Raw genomic sequence first — 18,102 nt, 5'->3', positions numbered from 1 at the left:
GCACCCCGGACGCTATTCCTCCTCGACGAGAGCCTCCAACCGCCCGGAATTCACGGCTTTCACCAGAGCCGCGTGGTCTTGCTCCGTCTGGCTTGCGTAGGCGAGGGCAAAGTCGCCCAGCGCCTCGTCAAAGGTATCTCCCTTGCCCAGATACCCACTGATAGTCGCGGCATCTCCCGACTTGGCATGGGCGCGGGCCAAGACCGAGCCACAGAGCCCGGCGTAGCGTTTGAGTTGTGCGGCCGAAATTTCTTCGACAGGCGCAGACATCTTCATGTCCCGCAACTGACGCACAAAAAAGTCACGCCCCGCCCGGCCTCGCGTCCAACCCAGGAAAATGTCGCTGGAGGACTGCATCAGCCGTTGTCCCATGACGACTCGCTGGCCTTGATTTTCATACTGGCTTTTCCCCGCATAGGGCGCGAGGACCGAGTGACAGGACTCCTTGAACTGGAGAATCAGGGGATGGTTTTCCTCGGAGAACAACAGTCCGATGAAGCAGCGGGTGCCGACGCTGCCAATACCCACCACTTTCAACGCAGCATCTTCCAGCCGATAGCGATCCAGAAGGACGCGACGCTCATCGGACAGCGTCTCGCGGTAGTCCGCCAGCCCCTCCCGAACCTTGTCCATGAACTCAGGGTCGGCAACGTGGTACAGGATCGGCGGTTGGTCGACGATGCGGGGGCGCCCGCCAACCTGCTGGGCAATCTTGGGGAAAACGCTTTCGCCCACCCGCTCGCGGGCTTTGTTGAAGAGCTGCTGACGCATTTTTTTCACTTTTTCATCGGGCGCCGTGTCGATCAGCGTCTGCGCATCCAGGCGCGAGTACCAGACCTCCAGAGGACTCATCTTGGAGTATTCGCGCAGGTTTTCCCGATAGGCGCGCACACACGCCACCGCAGCCTCCCGTGACTGGGCATCGGGTAACCGGCCGTCGCGTCCGCAGACCGTAAAACTGGCGGCCAGCCGCTTGATGTCCCATTCCCAGGGGGCGGGCAGGGTTTCGTCGAAGTCGTTCAGGTCGAAGACCAGGTTGCGCTCCGGGGTGGCGAACAAGCCGAAATTCAACAAGTGGCAGTCGCCACAGGCCTGCACCCGAATACCTGTATTAGGCGTCGTTGCCAGATCGTGGGCCATCAGCGCCGCCGAGCCGCGCAGGAAGGTGAAGGGGCTGCGAAGCATGCGGCCGTAGCGGATCGGCACCAGCTCCTGCAGTCGATCCTCATTCGATTGTTCAAGGATAGCGATGGGATCTCGGTGCTTGGCCGGTGGAAGCCATGCGGCGTGGCTGGTGCGCGGCACTCTCTCGCGCAGCAGCCGTCCAACGTTGATCCGCTCTTCGCGGGAGCGGAATGCGGGGGGAGGCTCTACCGCCTTGGTGGTTTCGATCTTCGTCTTGCTGGTTATTTTTTTTACGATTGCCATGGCTGCACCTGTTCATTATTGCTGTTGCAGCGCTATCCGCTGCAGCGGTCGTCAGCAAGCTGTCGTGTTTACGTCCAGCCCCTAAACGGTCTTCCCAAGTAGAAATAAAAGCTGCTGTTTCCGTCCCACGCACGTCCATAGCTCAAATACATGGGGTTGAACGAGCTGTCCGCGGCGATGGCGACGCTCGGGTGCGGACTTGAGCTAGTCTCGAAATGACTGGAATTACGGGTACCGCCGCATGGAAGCCGGACTGAAGGGGCAGGGGTATCACTGTGATCGGCATCGTGGGGCGCAACCGATGCACGAAGCCGGGCAGGTGAGAAAGCGGGCGATGCTATTAACTACACACAAGCAATACTTACCCGCTACTGCGATGGTCGTTGCACTGACGTTGTCGGGCTGCTCGCACATCGGCCCCAATACGGTAAAGGTAGATCGCTTCGATTACAGCTCGGCCATCTCCGACTCATGGAAACAGCAGACGCTGCTCAACATCGTCAAGCTGCGTTATATGGACCTGCCGGTGTTTGTCGATGTTTCCTCAATTGTCGCCTCTTATTCGCTGGAAACCGGGGGCAGCATTGTCGGGCAGCTTTCATCCGCCGATGCCATTCAACGCGACAGTCTCTTGCTGGGTGCCAACGGCAAATATACCGATCGTCCCACGATCACTTATGTGCCATTAACCGGTGAAAAATTCCTGATCGGACTGCTGTCGCCAATTGCGCCGAAAAATATTTTTTCCATGCTCCAATCGGGCTATGCGGCAGATTTCGTCCTCGCGCTGACCGTCGAGTCGCTAAACGGTGTACGCAATCGTTCGGCAATGGTGGGCGGAATACAGGAGGCCGATCCGGCATTCTTGCGCGTGCTGGAGTTGTTGCACGAAATCCAGGCCGCCGGTGCCGTGGGCATGCGCGTAGAGGAGGACAAGGACAAGGGCACTATCGCCGTTCTGTTCATGCGCCACGATGATGTTACTCCTGAGATTCTGGAAAAGCAGAAAGAAGTCCGTCGCTTACTTCATTTGTCGGAAGATCGCCAGAAGTTCGTGCTCAAGTATTCGCCGGCACGTGGCGAGGAGGATGAACTGGCAGTGAACAGCCGTTCGCTGTTGCAAATCATGGGGGCGTTTTCCAGTTACATGGATGTGCCCGAGGAGCACCTGAAAGATCACAGTGCCTTGCCAACCGCACCGATCACCGAGGACAGCGGTGCGGAGAAGCGAGAGTCCCGAATTCATATTCGCAGCGGCAAGGAAAAGCCCGAGCATGCGTACACGGCCGTATATTATCGCGATCACTGGTTTTGGATCGAAGACAGTAACTGGCAGGCGAAGCGTGCGATGGTGGCCGTGATGTTTTTCTTCACATTGTCGGAAACCGGTGGCAACAACAGGCTGCCAGTGATCACCATCCCAACGCAGTAATCGGTGCTTCATACGCTATTTAACATAATATACATTATGCGAAGTATAGGTTCAGAACGCCAAAGCCGAACCAGCAGCAAGCTGCTGACCGGGATCAGCTGCCAAAGCACCACGCCAGAGGCACAATTCGGTTTTCCCCAAAGGCCCGCTCATCGAGGTATTTCATCGTGGATCATGAGTCGCGCCTCTTGCAGGCTAGCGTGGTGTGCCTACTGGCCATGGTCGTGCTCGTGCCGCTCGCCAAACGCTTGCAGCTGGGGGCCGTGCTGGGCTATCTGATCGGCGGCGTGCTGATCGGCCCCGGCGTGCTTGGCCTGATCGATCAGGCCGGCAGCATCCTGAGAATTTCCGAGCTGGGTGTGGTGATGCTGATGTTCATCATCGGTCTGGAGTTGTCGCCCAAACGCCTCTGGCTGATGCGCCATGCGGTATTCGGCGCCGGCCTGGCGCAGGTGCTGCTCTGCGGCGCGGCCATCGGCGGCGTGGCCATCGCGTTCTTCCAGCAGCACTGGACCAGCGCCCTCGTCCTCGGCCTCGGCCTGGCGCTGTCGTCCACCGCCTTCGTCCTGCAGCTGCTCGCCGAGCGTCGCGAGCTGCACATGCCCCACGGACGCCTAGCGTTCTCGGTGCTGCTGTTCCAGGACATCGCGGCCATCCCGCTGATGGCGCTGGTGCCGTTGCTCAGTGGCGTCAGCCAGCCGGACAGCGGCGAAGATCCGCTGGTCGAGCTGCTCAAGGTGGTCGCCTGCGTGGGCGGCTTGATCGTCGGTGGGCGCTACCTGCTGCGTCCGCTGTTTCGCATCGTGGCCAAGGGCGATCTGCAGGACATCCTCACCGCCACCGCGCTGCTGGTGGTGATGGGCAGTGCCCTGCTGATGGAGTTGATCGGCGTCTCCATGGCCCTCGGCGCCTTCCTGGCCGGCGTGTTGCTGGCCGAATCCGAGTACCGCCATGCCCTGGAAGCGAAGATCGAGCCCTTCAAGGGCATGCTGCTCGGCCTGTTTTTCCTCGGCGTCGGCATGAACATCAACCTCGGCCTGCTGGTCGATTCGTTCTGGACGGTGCTCGGCCTGGCCCTGCTGCTGATCCTGCTCAAGCTGCCGCTGGTCGCCCTCGTCGGCCGCTTTCCCGGCCGACTGCAGCCCGACTCCGCTCTGCGCCTGGGCGTGGTGCTCGCCGGCGGCGGTGAATTCGCCTTCGTCATCTTCTCGATCGCCCGCCGCCACGGCCTGTTCGATGCCGGACTCCACGATCTGCTGGTCTTGACCATCACTCTGTCGATGGCACTCACCCCGCTGGTGGTCATGCTGCTCTCGCTGTTCGCCAAGCCGGTCCGGCAGAGCGCCGCGCCGGAGCAGGAGAAACCGCTCATCGAACACGAGCCGCGCGTCATCATCATGGGCATGGGCCGCGTCGGCCAGGTCGTCGCCCGCCTCCTGCACGCCCAGCGGGTGCCCTTCGTGGCCTTCGATACGGCGGTCGAGACGGTGGAGTTCAACCGCAAGATCAGCAATCTGCCGATCTACTACGGCAACCCCCTGCGCCTGGAGATCCTGCATGCCGCCAAGGCCGAGCACGCGCAGTTCTTCGTCATCGCCACCGACGACGGGCAGGCGAACATCGACACGGCCCGGCTGGTCCGCCAGCGCTATCCGCACATGACGGTGATCACCCGCGCTCTGGACTGGGAGCAGTTGCACACCCTCCTCGACCTGGATGCCGGCCCAGTGCGCGAGACCTTCTTCTCCAGCCTGGAGATGGGCCGCCAGGTGCTGCTCGGGCTTGGCCTGAACGAGCAGCAGATCGCCGCACGGATCGAGCGTTTCCGCCGCCACGACGAGGAGATGCTGCGCGAGCTGCACAAGGTGGCCAGCGACGAGGCCGCCAGCCTCAGGACCACTCATGCCTACTACGACGATCTCGAAGGACTGTTCGCCCGGGACGTCCTGGAAGAACCCATCGCCCCGAAAGAACCCTGATCCGCTCAGTCCACCGCAACACGCTCAAGGCCCTGGCCGAAACGGTCGCTGCCGCCGGCCTCAGCGAGTTCTACGCGTATGTGGCGGATGGCGCGCGCCGACAGCTTCGAGTTCGAGGCGGTGCCCTTCTGATCAGCGGCGCTTTAGCCGCCGGGGGCGTCCGGTGGGCGTCCGCTCCGGCTCGACGCTGTGGTAATAGATGTCATGGGTGGTGCTGGCCTTGGCGTGCCCCAGGTCGACCTGCAGGCTCCTGAGCGGCCGGAGCGGCGCGTCGTAGCTGGCGCTGGTGTGGCGCAGCCAGTAGGTGCTGGCGGCGCGCAGGCTGGAAATTTCCCGCTCGCCGCGCCCTTCGGCCTGCATGCGCTTGACCGCGCTGTCGAAGCACTTCTGCACGATGTTGCGGATCTGCCGGTCGGTCAGCCCGCCGCGGCCGTCCAGCTTCAGCAACAGCGGCACGTTCTCGCCGGGCTGCGGCAACGGCGTCAGGTTGCGCGACATGCGGTAGCGCTTGAGGTAGCCGAGCAGCTCGCTGCCGACCGAGATCCGCCGCTCCTTGCCGCCCTTGCCGACGGTCACGTACCACCAGGCGCCACTTTCGTCCTGCTGGAAGGCCTGCATGGTCGGATGCCAGTCGGGACGACCGGCCAGCTCGGAGATGCGCAGGTATAGGGAGAACAGCACGACGACCACGAACAGCGTGCGTTCGTGGCGCTCCGCATCCTGGTGGGCCATCCACTCCGCGGTTTCGATGACGAACGCCCATTGCAGCGGATTGAGCACCTTGCCCTCGATCGAGGGCGCGCGCTTCTCGAAGAAGCGCCCCGGCTCCTCGATGGCGCGAAATGGGTTGTCGAGCAGCGTGTTCTGCCTGACCAGGAAGTCGTAGAAGGAACAGCAGATGGTGAAGGCCTGCTTCAGCGAACTCGCGGTGACCTTGTAATGCTCCGGCGTCTGGCGCGGCATGCCAGTCTCGTCGGCGAGCTTGCGCGCCGCCTTGCTGCCGAGGCTCTCGTAGGGTCGCCACTGCGGATTGGGTACCAGCTCGCCCGGCTCCTCGCCGGCGATGAAGCGCCGCCGTACCGCCTGGCCGACCCACTCCATGTCCGGCTCGCGGCAGAAGCCGAGGAAGGCCTCGGCATCCTCGCGGGTCAGTTTCAGCACCGAACTCCCCTTTTTCAGCCAGCCCCACAACAGCAACCGCTCCACCTGGATGCGGTAGGCCTTGTAGGTGGTTTCCCAGCCGGCGTAGTCGCGCAGGAAATCCCGGGTGTGCAGGTAGTCCGACTTGGCCGGGATTTCCGGTTCTAGCTTGTTCAGGAAGCGAACGACGAAACGGTTCTCGAACACCAGGCTGCTGGGAGACAGTGCTAGGAAGCGTGCATAGGTGTCGAACAACGGCTGGGGAGCGGGTGCGGTCATTGGGCAGGGAGTTTGTTGGGTGGCTAGGCGCTTAGATGCTTATTCCGATTATAGGCATAACCGGAATCCACCTGTCCACGCAAGCCTGCCAGGGTGCGAAAGCCCGGCGTGCAACCGGACTTTCGCACCCCGCCTGCTCAGCTCAGAAGAACGCCTGAATCCCGGTCTGCGCACGGCCGAGGATCAGCGCATGGATGTCGTGGGTGCCTTCGTAGGTATTGACCACCTCGAGGTTGACCAGATGCCGCGCGATGCCGAACTCGTCGCTGATGCCGTTGCCGCCCAGCATGTCGCGGGCCAGGCGGGCGATCTCCAGCGACTTGCCGCAGCTGTTGCGCTTCATGATCGAGGTGATTTCCACCGCCGCGGTGCCCTCGTCCTTCATCCGCCCCAGACGCAGGCAGCCCTGCAGCGCCAGGGTGATCTCGGTCTGCATGTCGGCCAGCTTCTTCTGGATCAACTGGTTGGCGGCCAGTGGGCGGCCGAACTGCTGGCGGTCCAGCACGTACTGGCGCGCGGTGTGCCAGCAGGCCTCGGCAGCGCCCAGCGCACCCCAGGCGATGCCGTAGCGCGCCGAGTTCAGGCAGGTGAACGGGCCCCTGAGGCCGCGCACCTCGGGGAAGGCGTTCTCCTCGGGAACGAACACCTCGTCCATGACGATCTCGCCGGTGATCGAGGCGCGCAGGCCGACCTTACCGTGGATCGCCGGGGCGGACAGGCCCTGCCAGCCCTTCTCCAGCACGAAGCCGCGGATCTCGCCGGCGTCGTCCTTGGCCCAGACCACGAACACATCGGCGATGGGCGAGTTGGTGATCCACATCTTGCTGCCGGTCAGGCGGTAGCCGCCCTCGACTTTCTTCGCCCGGGTGATCATCGAGCCCGGGTCGGAGCCGTGGTTCGGCTCGGTCAGGCCGAAGCAGCCGATCAACTCGCCGCTGGCCAGCTTCGGTAGGTATTTCTGCTTGGTGGCTTCGTTGCCGAACTCGTTGATCGGCACCATCACCAGCGACGACTGTACGCTCAGCATCGAGCGGTAGCCGGAGTCGATGCGCTCGACCTCGCGGGCGATCAGCCCGTAGCACACGTAGTTCAGGCCGCTGCCGCCGTACTCGACCGGAATGGTCGCGCCGAGCAGGCCGGTTTCGCCCATCTCGCGGAAGATCGCCGGATCGGTGTGCTCGTGGCGGAAGGCTTCCAGCACCCGCGGCGCCAGGCGGTCGGCGGAGAACCTCTGCGCACTGTCGCGCACCATGCGCTCTTCGTCGGTCAGTTGCTGGTCGAGCAGCAGCGGATCTTCCCAGTTGAAGCTGGCTTTGTTGGCCATGTCGGTATTCCTCGGTATCGGTCTTGTTGTGAGTATGGATTCAGTCGAGCCGCTCGATGACGCAGGCGATCCCCTGCCCCAGGCCGATGCACAGGCTGACCAGCGCATGGCGCCCGCCGCTGCGCTCCAGCTGGCGCAATGCGGTCAGTGCCAGGCGCGCACCGGAGGCGCCCAGCGGGTGGCCGAGGGCGATCGCGCCGCCGTTGGGGTTGAGGCGCGGATCGTCCCAGGCCAGTCCCAGTTCGTGGGTACAGCCCAGCACTTGGGCGGCGAAGGCCTCGTTGATCTCGATCACGTCCATGTCGGCGAGCGTCCGCCCACTGCGCTGCAATACCTTGCAAATCGCCGGCACCGGGCCGAGGCCCATCAGCCGCGGTTCCACCCCGGCGACCGCACCGGCGAGAATGCGCGCCCGCGGCTTGCGCCCGTAGCGCTCTCCAACCGCCTGCGAGCCGATCAACAGCGCCGCCGCACCGTCGTTCACCCCGGAGGCGTTGCCGGCGGTGACCACACCCCCGGCAAACAGCGGCTGCAGCCGCGACAGCGCCTCGAAGGTGCTCTCCGGACGCGGATGCTCGTCGCTTGCCACGATTTTCGGCGGCTGCCTGCGGCCTTGCACCACCTCGATGGGCAGGATCTCGTCCGTATAGAAACCGGCTTCGGCAGCTGCGGCATACAACTGCTGGCTGCGGGCGGCATAGCGGTCGGCGGGCTCGCGACCGATCTCCAGCGCATTGGCCACGTTGTCGGCGGTTTCCGGCATCGAGTCGGCGCCGAACTCGGCTTCCACCTTCGGATTGGGAAAGCGTGCACCGATGGTGCTGTCGAAGGCGCGGAACTCGCGGGCATAGGGGCTTTCGCTCTTGGCCAGCACGAAGGGCGCACGGCTCATGCTTTCCGCGCCGCCGGCGACGAACAGCTCGCCCTCCCCGGCCTGCACCGCACGGGCGGCATCCAGCACCGCCGCCAGCCCCGAGCCGCACAGACGGTTGACGGTCACTCCGCCGACCGACAGCGGCAGCCCGGCCAGCAGGCCCACATGCCGCGCCAGGTTGCGCGCGTCCTCGCCGGCCTGGTTGGTGCAGCCGGCGACGATGTCCTCGTAGGCCTCGCCGGGAAACGGGTTGCGCGCCACCAGCGCGCGCACCACGCTGGCCAGCAGGTCGTCCGGGCGCACCGAAGCGAGGGCGCCGGCGTAGCGGCCGAAGGGCGAGCGCAGGCCGTCGTAGATATAGGCAGTCATGCCGATTGCTCCTGATCTTCCGGGGTGTCGAGCGGCAGGCCGAGCTGCACGCGCCGGCGCAGCCAGGGGCTGATCCGGTAGCGCGGCTCCTGATACTGCTCGTGCAGTTCATGGAGGATCTGCGCGATCCGCGCTGCGCCGAAGCGTTCGCCGAAGCCCAGCGGACCATGTGGGTAGCCCAGGGCCAGCTGCACGGCGCGGTCGAGCACCGCCGGGCTGGCGATGCGCCGCTGGGCGATCTCGCAGCCGAGGTTGACGATGCAGGCCAGCACGCGCTGGGCGACGAAGCCCGGCGAGTCGTCGATTACCTCCACCGGCACGCCGTCGGCGCCCAGCGCCTGGCGGGCCTGGGCCAGCACCCCGGCATCCAGCCCCGGCTGGCGCATCAGCACGCGGCGCCGGTCGAAGCCGGCCAGGGTTTCCATGGCCAGGCTGCGCGCCACCGGCAAGCCTTGGCGGGCGATCCGGCTGCTGGCATCCTCGCCCAGCGGCGTCACCAGGCAGATGGCCTGCGCCGAGGGCTGGTCGCCCTCCTCCAGCTCGGCGCCGGCGACGTGCAGCACCGCCGCCACCTGGCGGCGCACCGCGGCGTCGCGGCTGTCCAGCCAGAATGGCCGCTCAATGGCCACCGGCGCGGGTGCCGGCTCGGCATCGAGCCGAGCCTGGCCATCGACATAGCGATAGAAACCCTCCCCGCTCTTGCGCCCGAGCAGGCCGCCGGCCAGCCGCGGCGCGACCAGCCAGGACGGGGTGTAGCGCGGGTCCTGGTAGAACTGCTGGTACACCGAGTCCATCACCGCCTGGGTCACGTCCAGTCCGATCAGATCGATCAGCTCGAACGGCCCCATGCGAAAGCCCAGGCTGTCGCGCAGGATGCGGTCGATCTGCGCCGGTGTGGCCACGCCTTCGGCCAGAATCCGCAGCGCCTCGGTGCCATAGGCACGGCCGGCGTGGTTGACCAGAAAGCCGGGGCTGTCCGGGGTGCGCGCCGGGAAATGCCCGGCCCGCTCGGCCAGCGCCGCCAGGCGCTCGATCACCTGCGGATCGGTGCGCTCGCCGCGGATCACCTCGACGATCTTCATCAAGGGCACCGGGTTGAAGAAATGAAAACCGGCGACCCGCTCGGGATGCCGGCAGGCGCTGGCGATCCGGGTCACCGACAGCGACGAGGTGTTGGTCGCCAGCACCGCGTCGGCGGCGACCAGCGCCTCCAGCTCGCGGAACAGCGCCTGCTTGGCCTCGAGATCCTCGACGATGGCCTCGATCAGCAGGTCGCAGTCGGCCAGCGCCGTGAGGCTCGCGGCCGGCTGCAGGCGCGCCAGGCTCGCGTCGAGTTCCGTCCGGCTCAGCCGCCCCTTGGCGGCCGCCCGCTCGAGCGTCTCGCGGCTGTAGGCCAGCGCTTGGTCGATGGCCTCACTCCGGCTGTCGTGCAGCAGCACCTCCACGCCGGCCGTGGCGAACAGCTGGGCGATGCCGCGCCCCATCGCGCCGCTGCCGATCACCCCTATTCGTTTGAACATCCTGCCTCCTTTCGCCTGTGCCTGATGACCACCGCCCCGCAGGGCGGCCGGGAAGCGCCCCATTCAGAGCTGCCGCTCGAGTTCCGGCACGATTTCGAACAGATCGCCCACCAGGCCGTAGTCGGCCACCTGGAAGATCGGCGCCTCCTCGTCCTTGTTGATCGCCACGATCACCTTCGAGTCCTTCATCCCCGCCAGGTGCTGGATCGCCCCGGAGATGCCGACGGCGATGTACAGCTGCGGCGCGACGATCTTGCCGGTCTGGCCGACCTGCATGTCGTTGGGCACGAAGCCGGCATCCACCGCGGCACGCGAGGCGCCCACCGCCGCGCCGAGCTTGTCGGCGACCCGGTAGAGCAGCTGGAAGTTGTCGCCGCTCTGCATGCCGCGCCCGCCGGAGACGACGATCTTCGCGCCGGTCAGTTCGGGGCGTTCGGACCTGGCGATTTCCTCGCCGACGAAGCGCGAGAGGCCGGCATCGCTGCCGCCCTTCACCGCCTCGATGGAAGCGCTGCCGCCCTCGCCCGCCACGGCATCGAAGCCGGTGCCGCGCACGGTGATCACCTTGATGGCCGCCGAGGACTGTACGGTGGCAAGGGCATTGCCGGCATAGATCGGCCGCTGGAAGGTGTCGGGTGCGAGGACTTTGACGATCTCGGAGATCTGCTCGACATCCAAGAGCGCGGCGACACGCGGCAGGAGGTCCTTGCCGTTGGTGGTGGCGGCGGCCAGCAGGTGGCTGTAGTCGCGCCCGAGCGCGGCCACCAGCGGCGCAAGGTTTTCCGGCAGTTGGTGGGCGTAGGCGGCTTGGTCGGCGACCAGCACCTTGCTCACGCCGGCGACCCTGGCGGTGGCTTCGGCCACGGCGGCGCAGTTGCTGCCGGCGACCAGCAGATGGATATCGCCGCCGATGGCCTGGGCAGCCGCCACGGTGTTGAAGGTCGCGGCGCCGAGGGCGGCATTGTTGTGTTCGGCAATGACGAGAGTAGCCATCAGATCACCTTCGCTTCGTTCTTCAGTTTCTCGACCAGTTCGGCCACGGACTTGACGATGATTCCGGCGCTGCGCGTGGCGGGCGCTTCGACCTTGAGGGTCTTCACCGTCGAGGCGGTGGAAACGCCGAGGGCATCCGGGGTCAGGGTCTCCAGCGGCTTCTTCTTGGCCTTCATGATGTTCGGCAGGGAGGCATAGCGCGGCTCGTTGAGGCGCAGGTCGGTGGTGACGATGGCCGGCAGCTTCAGGGCCACGGTCTGCAGGCCGCCGTCGATCTCGCGAGTCACGTTGATCTGGTCGCCGGCGATCTCGACCTTGGAGGCGAAGGTGCCCTGGGCGTAGCCGGTCAGTGCGCCGAGCATCTGCCCGGTCTGGTTGTTGTCGCTGTCGATGGCCTGCTTGCCGAGGATCACCAGTTGCGACTGCTCCTTGTCGACCACCGCCTTGAGCAGCTTGGCCACCGCCAGGGAACCGAGTTCCTCGTCGCTCTCGATCAGGATCGCACGGTCGGCGCCGAGGGCCAGGGCGGTGCGCAGCTGTTCCTGGGCGGCGGCGGGACCGACCGAAACCGCCACGATCTCGCTGGCGATGCCCTTCTCCTTCAGGCGCACCGCCTCTTCCACGGCGATCTCGCAGAAGGGGTTCATGGCCATCTTGACGTTGGCGAGGTCGACGCCGGAGCCATCGGCCTTGACGCGAACCTTGACGTTGTAATCGACGACTCTTTTTACCGCGACCAGTATCTTCATCTTGTTGTCCTCAGGTCTTCGGAGTGGAATTCAGGCCGTTTTCAGCAGTTGTGCGTAGGCCTCGAGGTGGTGGTCGTCATCGCCCAGCTGGTGGCCGAGCATGACCAGGCGCTTGGCGTGGTGGGCCAGGCTGTATTCCCAGGTCATGCCGATGCCGCCGTGCAGCTGGATCGCCTGCTCGGCGATGAAGCGCCCGGCATGGACGATGATGAATTTGGCGGCGGCCAGGCGGCGACTGCGCTCCTCGCTGTCGGCCTCATCCGCCACGCAGGCGGCGAGAATGGCCATGGGGGTGGCCAGTTCGAGTTCGGTGCGCATGTCGACCATGCGATGCTGCAGCGCCTGGAACTTGCCGATCGGCGTACCGAACTGCTGGCGCGTCTTCAGGTAGTCGAGGGTCAGTCGGCAGGCCTCTTCCATGCTGCCGATGGCCTCGGCGCACTGGGCGGCGATGGCCCGGCCCTGCTGGTAGCGCAGCGCCGGCAAGGCTTGTCCCGGCTCGCCGAGCAGATCGCCGTCGCCGACCAGCACCCGGTCGAGGTACAGCTCGCAGGCCTTCGGCCCGTCGATGGTCGGGTAGACCCGGCGGCTCAGGCCGCTGGCGCGGGCATCGACCAGGAACAGGGAAATTCCCTGCTCGTCGCGCGCTTCGCCGTGGGTGCGCGCGGAAACCAGCAGCAGTCCGGCGCTGTGTCCGCCGATCACCACCGCCTTGCGTCCGCAGAGCTCCCAGCCGCCCTCGACCCGCACGGCGCGGGTCTGCACATGGTGCAGGTGGTAATGGCTCTGCGGCTCCTCGAGGGCGACCGCCAGTTGCAGCTCGCCGGCGATCACCACCGGCAGCAGGCGTTTGCGCTGCTCGGCGCCGCCCAGTTGCTGGAGCAGGCCGCCGGCGTGGATCTGCGATTGCAGGTAGGGCTCCAGGCACAGGCCACGGCCCAGTTCGGTCATGATCAGCAGGCTGTCCACGCCGCTGCCACCGAACCCTCCGTGGGCTTCGGCGAAGGGCACGCCGGTGAGGCCCAGCTCGCCCAGCTGCTGCCAGAACGCGCGGCTGAACCCCGCCTCGCTGCGGTAGAACTGCTCGCGCTGTTCGAAGCCGTAGCTGTCGCGCACCAGGCGGGCGACGGTGTCCTGCAGCATCTGCTGCTCTTCGGTCAATTGGAAATCCATGAGGTGTTCTCCTACAGATCCAGGATCATCTTCGAGACGATGTTCTTCTGGATTTCATTGGAGCCGCCGTAGATCGACAGCTTGCGCAGGTTGAAGTACTGGCTGGCCGGGCCGGCGCTGTAGTCGGCATGCAGCGGCGCGCCGGCGAAGGCCGGGCTCAGCTCCTCCTCGAGGAACGGCAGCGCGTAGGGGCCGACGACCTTGCGCAGCAGATGGCTGATCGCCTGGCGGATCTCCGAGCCCTTGATCTTGAGGATCGAGCTTTCCGCGCCGGGCACGCCGCCGGCCTGGGCGGCGGCGAGGATGCGCAGGGTGCTGACCTCGATGGCCATCAGCTGCATTTCCACTTCGGCGATCTGCGCGCGCAGCAGCGGGTCGTCGAGTCGGCCTTCGCGGGCGGCGACCTGCTTGAGATGGGCCAGCGCGGCCTTGGACGGGCCGATGCCGGCCTGGCCGGTGCGCTCGTGGGTCAGCAGGTACTTGGCGCAGGTCCAGCCCTGGTTTTCCTCGCCGACCCGGTTGGCCACCGGCACCCGCACGTTGTCGAAGAACACCTCGTTGACCTCGTGCTCGCCGTCGAGGGTGATGATCGGTCGCACGCCGATGCCCGGCGTGCTCATGTCGATCAGCAGGAAGGAGATGCCGCGCTGCGGCTGGGCTGCCGGGTCGGTGCGCACCAGGCAGAAGATCCTGTTGGCGTGCTGGCCGAGGGTGGTCCAGGTCTTCTGGCCGCTGACCACGTAGTGATCGCCGTCGCGCACCGCGCGGGTCTTCAGCGAGGCCAGGTCGGAGCCGGCGCCCGGCTCGGAATAGCCCTGGCACCACCAGTCGCGGCCGTCGAGGATGCGCGGCAGGTAACGGGCCTTCTGCTCCGGGGTGCCGAACTTGATGATCACCGGGGCGACCATGTTGACGCCGAAGGAGATCAGCCTGGGCGCGCCGAAGGCGGCGCACTCCTCCTCGAAGATGTGCTTCTGCACCACGCTCCAGCCGGTACCGCCGAACTCCACCGGCCAGTTGGCGGCATACCAGCCGCGGGCGTTGAGGAGGCGTTGCCAGCGCAGGTGATCCTCCTTGCCCAGGTGCTTGCCGAGGCGCACGCGCTCGGCGATGTCGGCCGGCAGCTCGGCGCTCAGGAAGGCGCGCACCTGGTCGCGGAAGGCGAACTCCTCGGCGGTGTAGTTGATGTCCATGCGGATTCCTCGGGTGATCGGTGGGAGATGGCGCGCTATTCAGCCGGCGGCCTGCTGGCGGCGCGCCTGGCGTTCGGCGAAGAAGGCCGCCACCAGCGCCTCGCGCTGCGGCGAGCGCAGGCATTCCTCGAACAGCACGCGCTCGCGCCGCAGGCCTTCGGCCAGCGGCAGCAGGGTCGCCGCCTCGATGGCGGCGATGGCGCGCGGCGGCGAGAACAGCCCGGGCTGGGTCTCTTCCACCTCGCGGCGCCTGGCGGCGAACAGCGCGGCGCAGTCGCCCGCCAGCAGCTTTCCGTTGCGCTCGCCGGTGCGCCGCGGGCCGCAGCGGTCGGCCAGCAGGCGTTCGGCGAAGGCCAGTCCGGCGGCCTGTGGCTCGCCTTCGAACAGTTCGTCGACCAGCCCGCAGGCCTCGGCTTCGGCGGCGGCGATCGGCGTGCCGCTCAGGATCATGCGCAGCGCCCGGGCCACACCGACCAGACGAGGCAGACGCTGGGTGCCGCCGGCGCCGGGCAGCAGGCCGAGCCTGACCTCCGGCAGGCCGAGCGCGGCATCGCAGCGGGCGATGCGGTAATGGCAGGCCATGGCGACCTCCAGGCCGCCGCCCAGGGCCGAGCCGTGGAGGGCCGCGACGCTGGGCTTGCTGCCGGACTCGATCGCCTCGACCAGCTCCGGCAGGCGCGGCGCCCGGGGCGGCAGGCCGAACTCCTTGATGTCGGCGCCGGCGATAAAGGTCCGGCCGCTGCAGGCCAGGACCACGGCCCGGACCTCGGGGTCGGCCTCGGCGTGGCGGAAGGCGTCCAGCAGGCCGGCGCGGACGGCCTGGCCGAGGGCGTTGACGGGGGGATGGTCGACCGTGATCAGGGCGATGGCGCCCTGCCGGGCGAGGTGCACGGGGGATGACATGGAGCGGCTCCTGCAGGCGTCGTCGCCTGCTTTGTTGTTCTTGTCGAAGCGGGTTCGGGTCAGCGGTGGGTCCACTGTGGCGGGCGTTTCTCCACGAACGCCTGCATGCCCTCCCGGCGGTCCTCGGTGGCGAAGCTGGCATGCAGCAGTCGGCGCTCGAAGCGCACGCCCTCGGCCAAGGTGGTTTCGTGGGCGCGGTTGACCGCTTCCTTGTTGAGGCGCACCGCCATCGCAGAATGGCCGGCGATCTGCGCCGCGGCAGTCAGCGCCTCGTCGAGCAGGCGTTCGAGCGGCACCACCCGGCTGACCAGCCCGTAGCGCAGGGCCTCCTCGGCATCCAGGCTGCGCCCGGTCAGGCACATATCCATGGCCTTGGCCTTGCCGATGGCGCGGGTCAGCCGCTGGGTGCCGCCGGCACCCGGCAGCGTGCCGACCCTGACCTCCGGCTGGCCGAAGCGGGCGTTGTCGGCGGCGACGATGAAGTCGCACATCATCGCCAGCTCGCAGCCACCGCCCAGCGCCAGCCCGGCGACCGCGGCGATCACCGGCTTGCGGCAGCGGGTCACCTCCTCCCAGCTGGCGGTCACGAAGTCCTCCAGGTAGACGTCGGAAAAGGTTTTGGCCTGCAGCTCGGCGATGTCGGCACCGGCGGCGAAGGCCTTGTCGTTGCCGGTGATGACCGTCGCCCGGATCGCCTCGTCGCGCTCGAAGCGGCGCAGCGCCGCGCCAAGCTCTTCCATCAGGGCGCCGTTCAGGGCGTTGTGTACCTGCGGGCGGTTCAGGCGGATCAGCCCGACCGCGCCCTGTACCTCCACGCGGATGTTCTCGAACTCCATGACTCCCTCCTCCTTGCTTGGGCAGGCCCCGGAGCGGGGCGCGCTTGCCGTCTTGGAACCGAGCTTAGGTTGCCCGAAAATAAAAGACAATATGTTGACATAAATTTCTTCAGCTCCTATCTTCGGTTCCCATCAGGGAAGTCAATGCAGTGCCCGACAGAACAATAAAACCCGTAGAGGGAGGAAGGCATGAAAGTAGCGACAAACATGCACGAGAGACGGCGTGCGGAGATGTATGCATGCGGTGCCTGGAATGACATGATCATTACAGACTACCTGGACAAGGTGGTGGCATCCGCGCCAGGCAGGACGGCGTTGGTGGGCTACCGGGTCCAGGCCGGCGACCGCACGGTCCTGACGTATGGAGAGTTGAACCGGCGTGTCACCCGGATGGCTGCCGGGCTGGCCGCGCTGGGGGTCGGGCCGGGCGACGTGGTGTCCTGCCAGTTGCCCAACTGGTGGCAGATGAACGCCCTGTTCCTGGCCTGCGTGCGCATCGGCGCGGTGATCAACCCGCTGATGCCGATTTTTCGCGAGCACGAGCTGCGCTTCATGCTGGCGCATGCCCGCAGCCGGGTGTTGGTCATTCCACAGAGCTTCCGCCACTTCGACCATCGGCAGATGATCCAGGGGCTGCGCGGCGATCTGCCGAATCTGGCCCATGTGCTGGTCGTCGAGGGCGACGGCGAGCAGTCGTTCGAACGGGTACTGCTGGAGCGCGCCTGGGAAGACGAATGCGACACTGGACGGCTGTTCGCCGAGCGCCGCCCCTCCCCCGACGACGTGGTCCAGGTGATCTACACCTCGGGCACCACCGGCAAGCCCAAGGGGGTCATGCATACCTGCAATACGCTGCTCAGCCATATCCGCCCGTTCTGCGAACGGCATGGCCTGAGTGAAGGCGATGGCATCCTGATGCCCTCGCCCCTGGCACATCAGCTCGGTTTTCTCTACGGGCTGATGACACCGGTCTACCTAGGGGCCAGCGTCATCCTGCAGGACGTCTGGAATCCCTTGTTCGCGGTGCAGATCATTGCCGAAGAGCGTCCCGGGCTGACCCTGGGCTCGACGCCCTTCCTCGCCGACCTGGTGGAGGTCGCGACCGAGCATCACCAGCAACTGTCCTCGCTGAAGACCTTCATCTCGGCCGGCGCGCCGATCCCCGGCGCGCTGGTGGAAAAGGCCGCCAGCCTGCTCGACACGCGCATCGTCTCGGCCTGGGGGATGACCGAAAACGGCGCGGTCACCACCACGCGCCCGGAAGATCCCATGCACATGGCCGTTATCAGCGATGGCCTGGCCCTTCCTTACATGGAGGTCAAGGTGGTCGGCGAAGAGGGACAGGAGCTGCCGGCCAACCAGGAAGGCGATCTGCTGGTACGCGGCTCCAGCCAGTTCGTCGGCTACCTCAACCAGCCGGAGCTGTACAACGTGGATGCGGAGGGCTGGTTCCCGACCGGCGACATCGCCCGCATGAGCGCGGACGGCTACATCCGCATCACCGGGCGCAGCAAGGACATCGTCATCCGCGGCGGCGAAAACATCCCGGTCGTCGATGTCGAGAACATGCTCTACAAGCACCCTGCGATCAAGAGCGTCGCCCTCGTGGGGGCACCCGATCCGCGCCTCGGCGAGCGCCTGTGCGCCTACATCACGCTGCACGATGGCACAGCCCAGCCGCTGACCCTCAAGGATCTGACCGACTATCTGCTGGAGCAGCAACTCACGCGCCAGTACCTGCCGGAATACCTCGAGGTCATGGACGAGTTGCCCCGTACCCCCTCCGGCAAGATCCAGAAATTCAAACTGCGGGAAATGGCCAAGGAGCTATTCCTCGACCGGAAGATTCACGCCTGAAGTCAGGCGATTCCCCATCGATACCAAGCCCTATCAATAAAAAGAGAGCACCA

General features: G+C 66.1%; 13 protein-coding genes and 1 pseudogene. 3 read left to right on the top strand and 11 right to left on the bottom strand.

Annotated elements, in window-relative coordinates; genetic code table 11:
- Positions 1-12: 12 nt before the first annotated feature.
- Complete coding sequence (locus BMY22_RS07575) at positions 13-1,428, bottom strand: DUF2252 domain-containing protein (RefSeq protein ID WP_090620870.1); 1,416 nt, start codon at positions 1,426-1,428, stop codon at positions 13-15.
- Positions 1,429-1,669: 241 nt separating this feature from the next.
- On the opposite strand from BMY22_RS07575, the gene BMY22_RS07570 reads away from it, so the two are divergent.
- Together BMY22_RS07570 and BMY22_RS07565 are read left to right on the top strand one after the other, a co-directional pair.
- Positions 1,670-2,860, top strand: coding sequence for a hypothetical protein (locus BMY22_RS07570; protein ID WP_090620868.1), 1,191 nt, complete (start codon positions 1,670-1,672; stop codon positions 2,858-2,860).
- Positions 2,861-3,027: 167 nt separating this feature from the next.
- Entirely contained in the window at positions 3,028-4,839 is a 1,812-nt protein-coding gene (locus BMY22_RS07565; protein WP_090620867.1) for a monovalent cation:proton antiporter-2 (CPA2) family protein, read from the top strand.
- Between the two features lie 132 nt (positions 4,840-4,971).
- On the opposite strand, the gene BMY22_RS07560 is transcribed toward BMY22_RS07565, so the two are convergent.
- The 10 genes and pseudogenes from BMY22_RS07560 to BMY22_RS07515 form a co-directional block, all read right to left on the bottom strand.
- Entirely contained in the window at positions 4,972-6,258 is a 1,287-nt protein-coding gene (locus BMY22_RS07560; RefSeq protein ID WP_090620866.1) for a tyrosine-type recombinase/integrase, read from the bottom strand.
- Positions 6,259-6,400: 142 nt separating this feature from the next.
- On the bottom strand, positions 6,401-7,582 hold the full coding sequence (locus tag BMY22_RS07555; protein WP_090620864.1) for an acyl-CoA dehydrogenase: 1,182 nt from the start codon (positions 7,580-7,582) through the stop codon (positions 6,401-6,403).
- A gap of 40 nt (positions 7,583-7,622) precedes the next feature.
- Positions 7,623-8,825 (bottom strand): 3-oxoadipyl-CoA thiolase, encoded by a 1,203-nt coding sequence (locus BMY22_RS07550; RefSeq protein WP_090620862.1) that lies wholly within the window; start codon positions 8,823-8,825, stop codon positions 7,623-7,625.
- A complete protein-coding gene (locus BMY22_RS07545) occupies positions 8,822-10,345 on the bottom strand; it encodes a 3-hydroxyacyl-CoA dehydrogenase (protein WP_090620860.1) in 1,524 nt (507 codons plus the stop codon). Before BMY22_RS07545 ends, BMY22_RS07550 begins: the two co-directional genes overlap by 4 nt.
- A 63-nt stretch (positions 10,346-10,408) precedes the next feature.
- The gene (locus tag BMY22_RS07540) at positions 10,409-11,338 is read right to left on the bottom strand and encodes an electron transfer flavoprotein subunit alpha/FixB family protein (RefSeq protein ID WP_090620858.1); all 930 of its coding nucleotides are present in this window, start codon (positions 11,336-11,338) and stop codon (positions 10,409-10,411) included.
- Positions 11,338-12,087 (bottom strand): electron transfer flavoprotein subunit beta/FixA family protein, encoded by a 750-nt coding sequence (locus BMY22_RS07535; protein WP_090620856.1) that lies wholly within the window; start codon positions 12,085-12,087, stop codon positions 11,338-11,340. Before BMY22_RS07535 ends, BMY22_RS07540 begins: the two co-directional genes overlap by 1 nt.
- A gap of 30 nt (positions 12,088-12,117) precedes the next feature.
- The gene (locus tag BMY22_RS07530) at positions 12,118-13,260 is read right to left on the bottom strand and encodes an acyl-CoA dehydrogenase family protein (RefSeq protein ID WP_090620855.1); all 1,143 of its coding nucleotides are present in this window, start codon (positions 13,258-13,260) and stop codon (positions 12,118-12,120) included.
- Positions 13,261-13,271: 11 nt separating this feature from the next.
- Positions 13,272-14,453 (bottom strand): acyl-CoA dehydrogenase family protein, encoded by a 1,182-nt coding sequence (locus tag BMY22_RS07525; protein ID WP_090620853.1) that lies wholly within the window; start codon positions 14,451-14,453, stop codon positions 13,272-13,274.
- Between the two features lie 63 nt (positions 14,454-14,516).
- A pseudogene (locus BMY22_RS07520) lies at positions 14,517-15,356 on the bottom strand (enoyl-CoA hydratase/isomerase family protein); the annotation flags it as partial.
- 59 nt (positions 15,357-15,415) lie between these two features.
- The gene (locus tag BMY22_RS07515) at positions 15,416-16,192 is read right to left on the bottom strand and encodes an enoyl-CoA hydratase (protein ID WP_090620849.1); all 777 of its coding nucleotides are present in this window, start codon (positions 16,190-16,192) and stop codon (positions 15,416-15,418) included.
- A 258-nt stretch (positions 16,193-16,450) separates the two neighbouring features.
- Here BMY22_RS07515 and BMY22_RS07510 point away from each other — a divergent pair, with 258 nt between their 5' ends.
- Positions 16,451-18,049, top strand: coding sequence for an AMP-binding protein (locus BMY22_RS07510; RefSeq protein ID WP_208599244.1), 1,599 nt, complete (start codon positions 16,451-16,453; stop codon positions 18,047-18,049).
- Positions 18,050-18,102: the final 53 nt, after the last annotated feature.

The sequence above is a fragment of the Azotobacter beijerinckii genome (assembly GCF_900110885.1).
Lineage (GTDB): Bacteria > Pseudomonadota > Gammaproteobacteria > Pseudomonadales > Pseudomonadaceae > Azotobacter > Azotobacter beijerinckii.
This window is presented reverse-complemented; position numbering and strand designations above follow the sequence as displayed.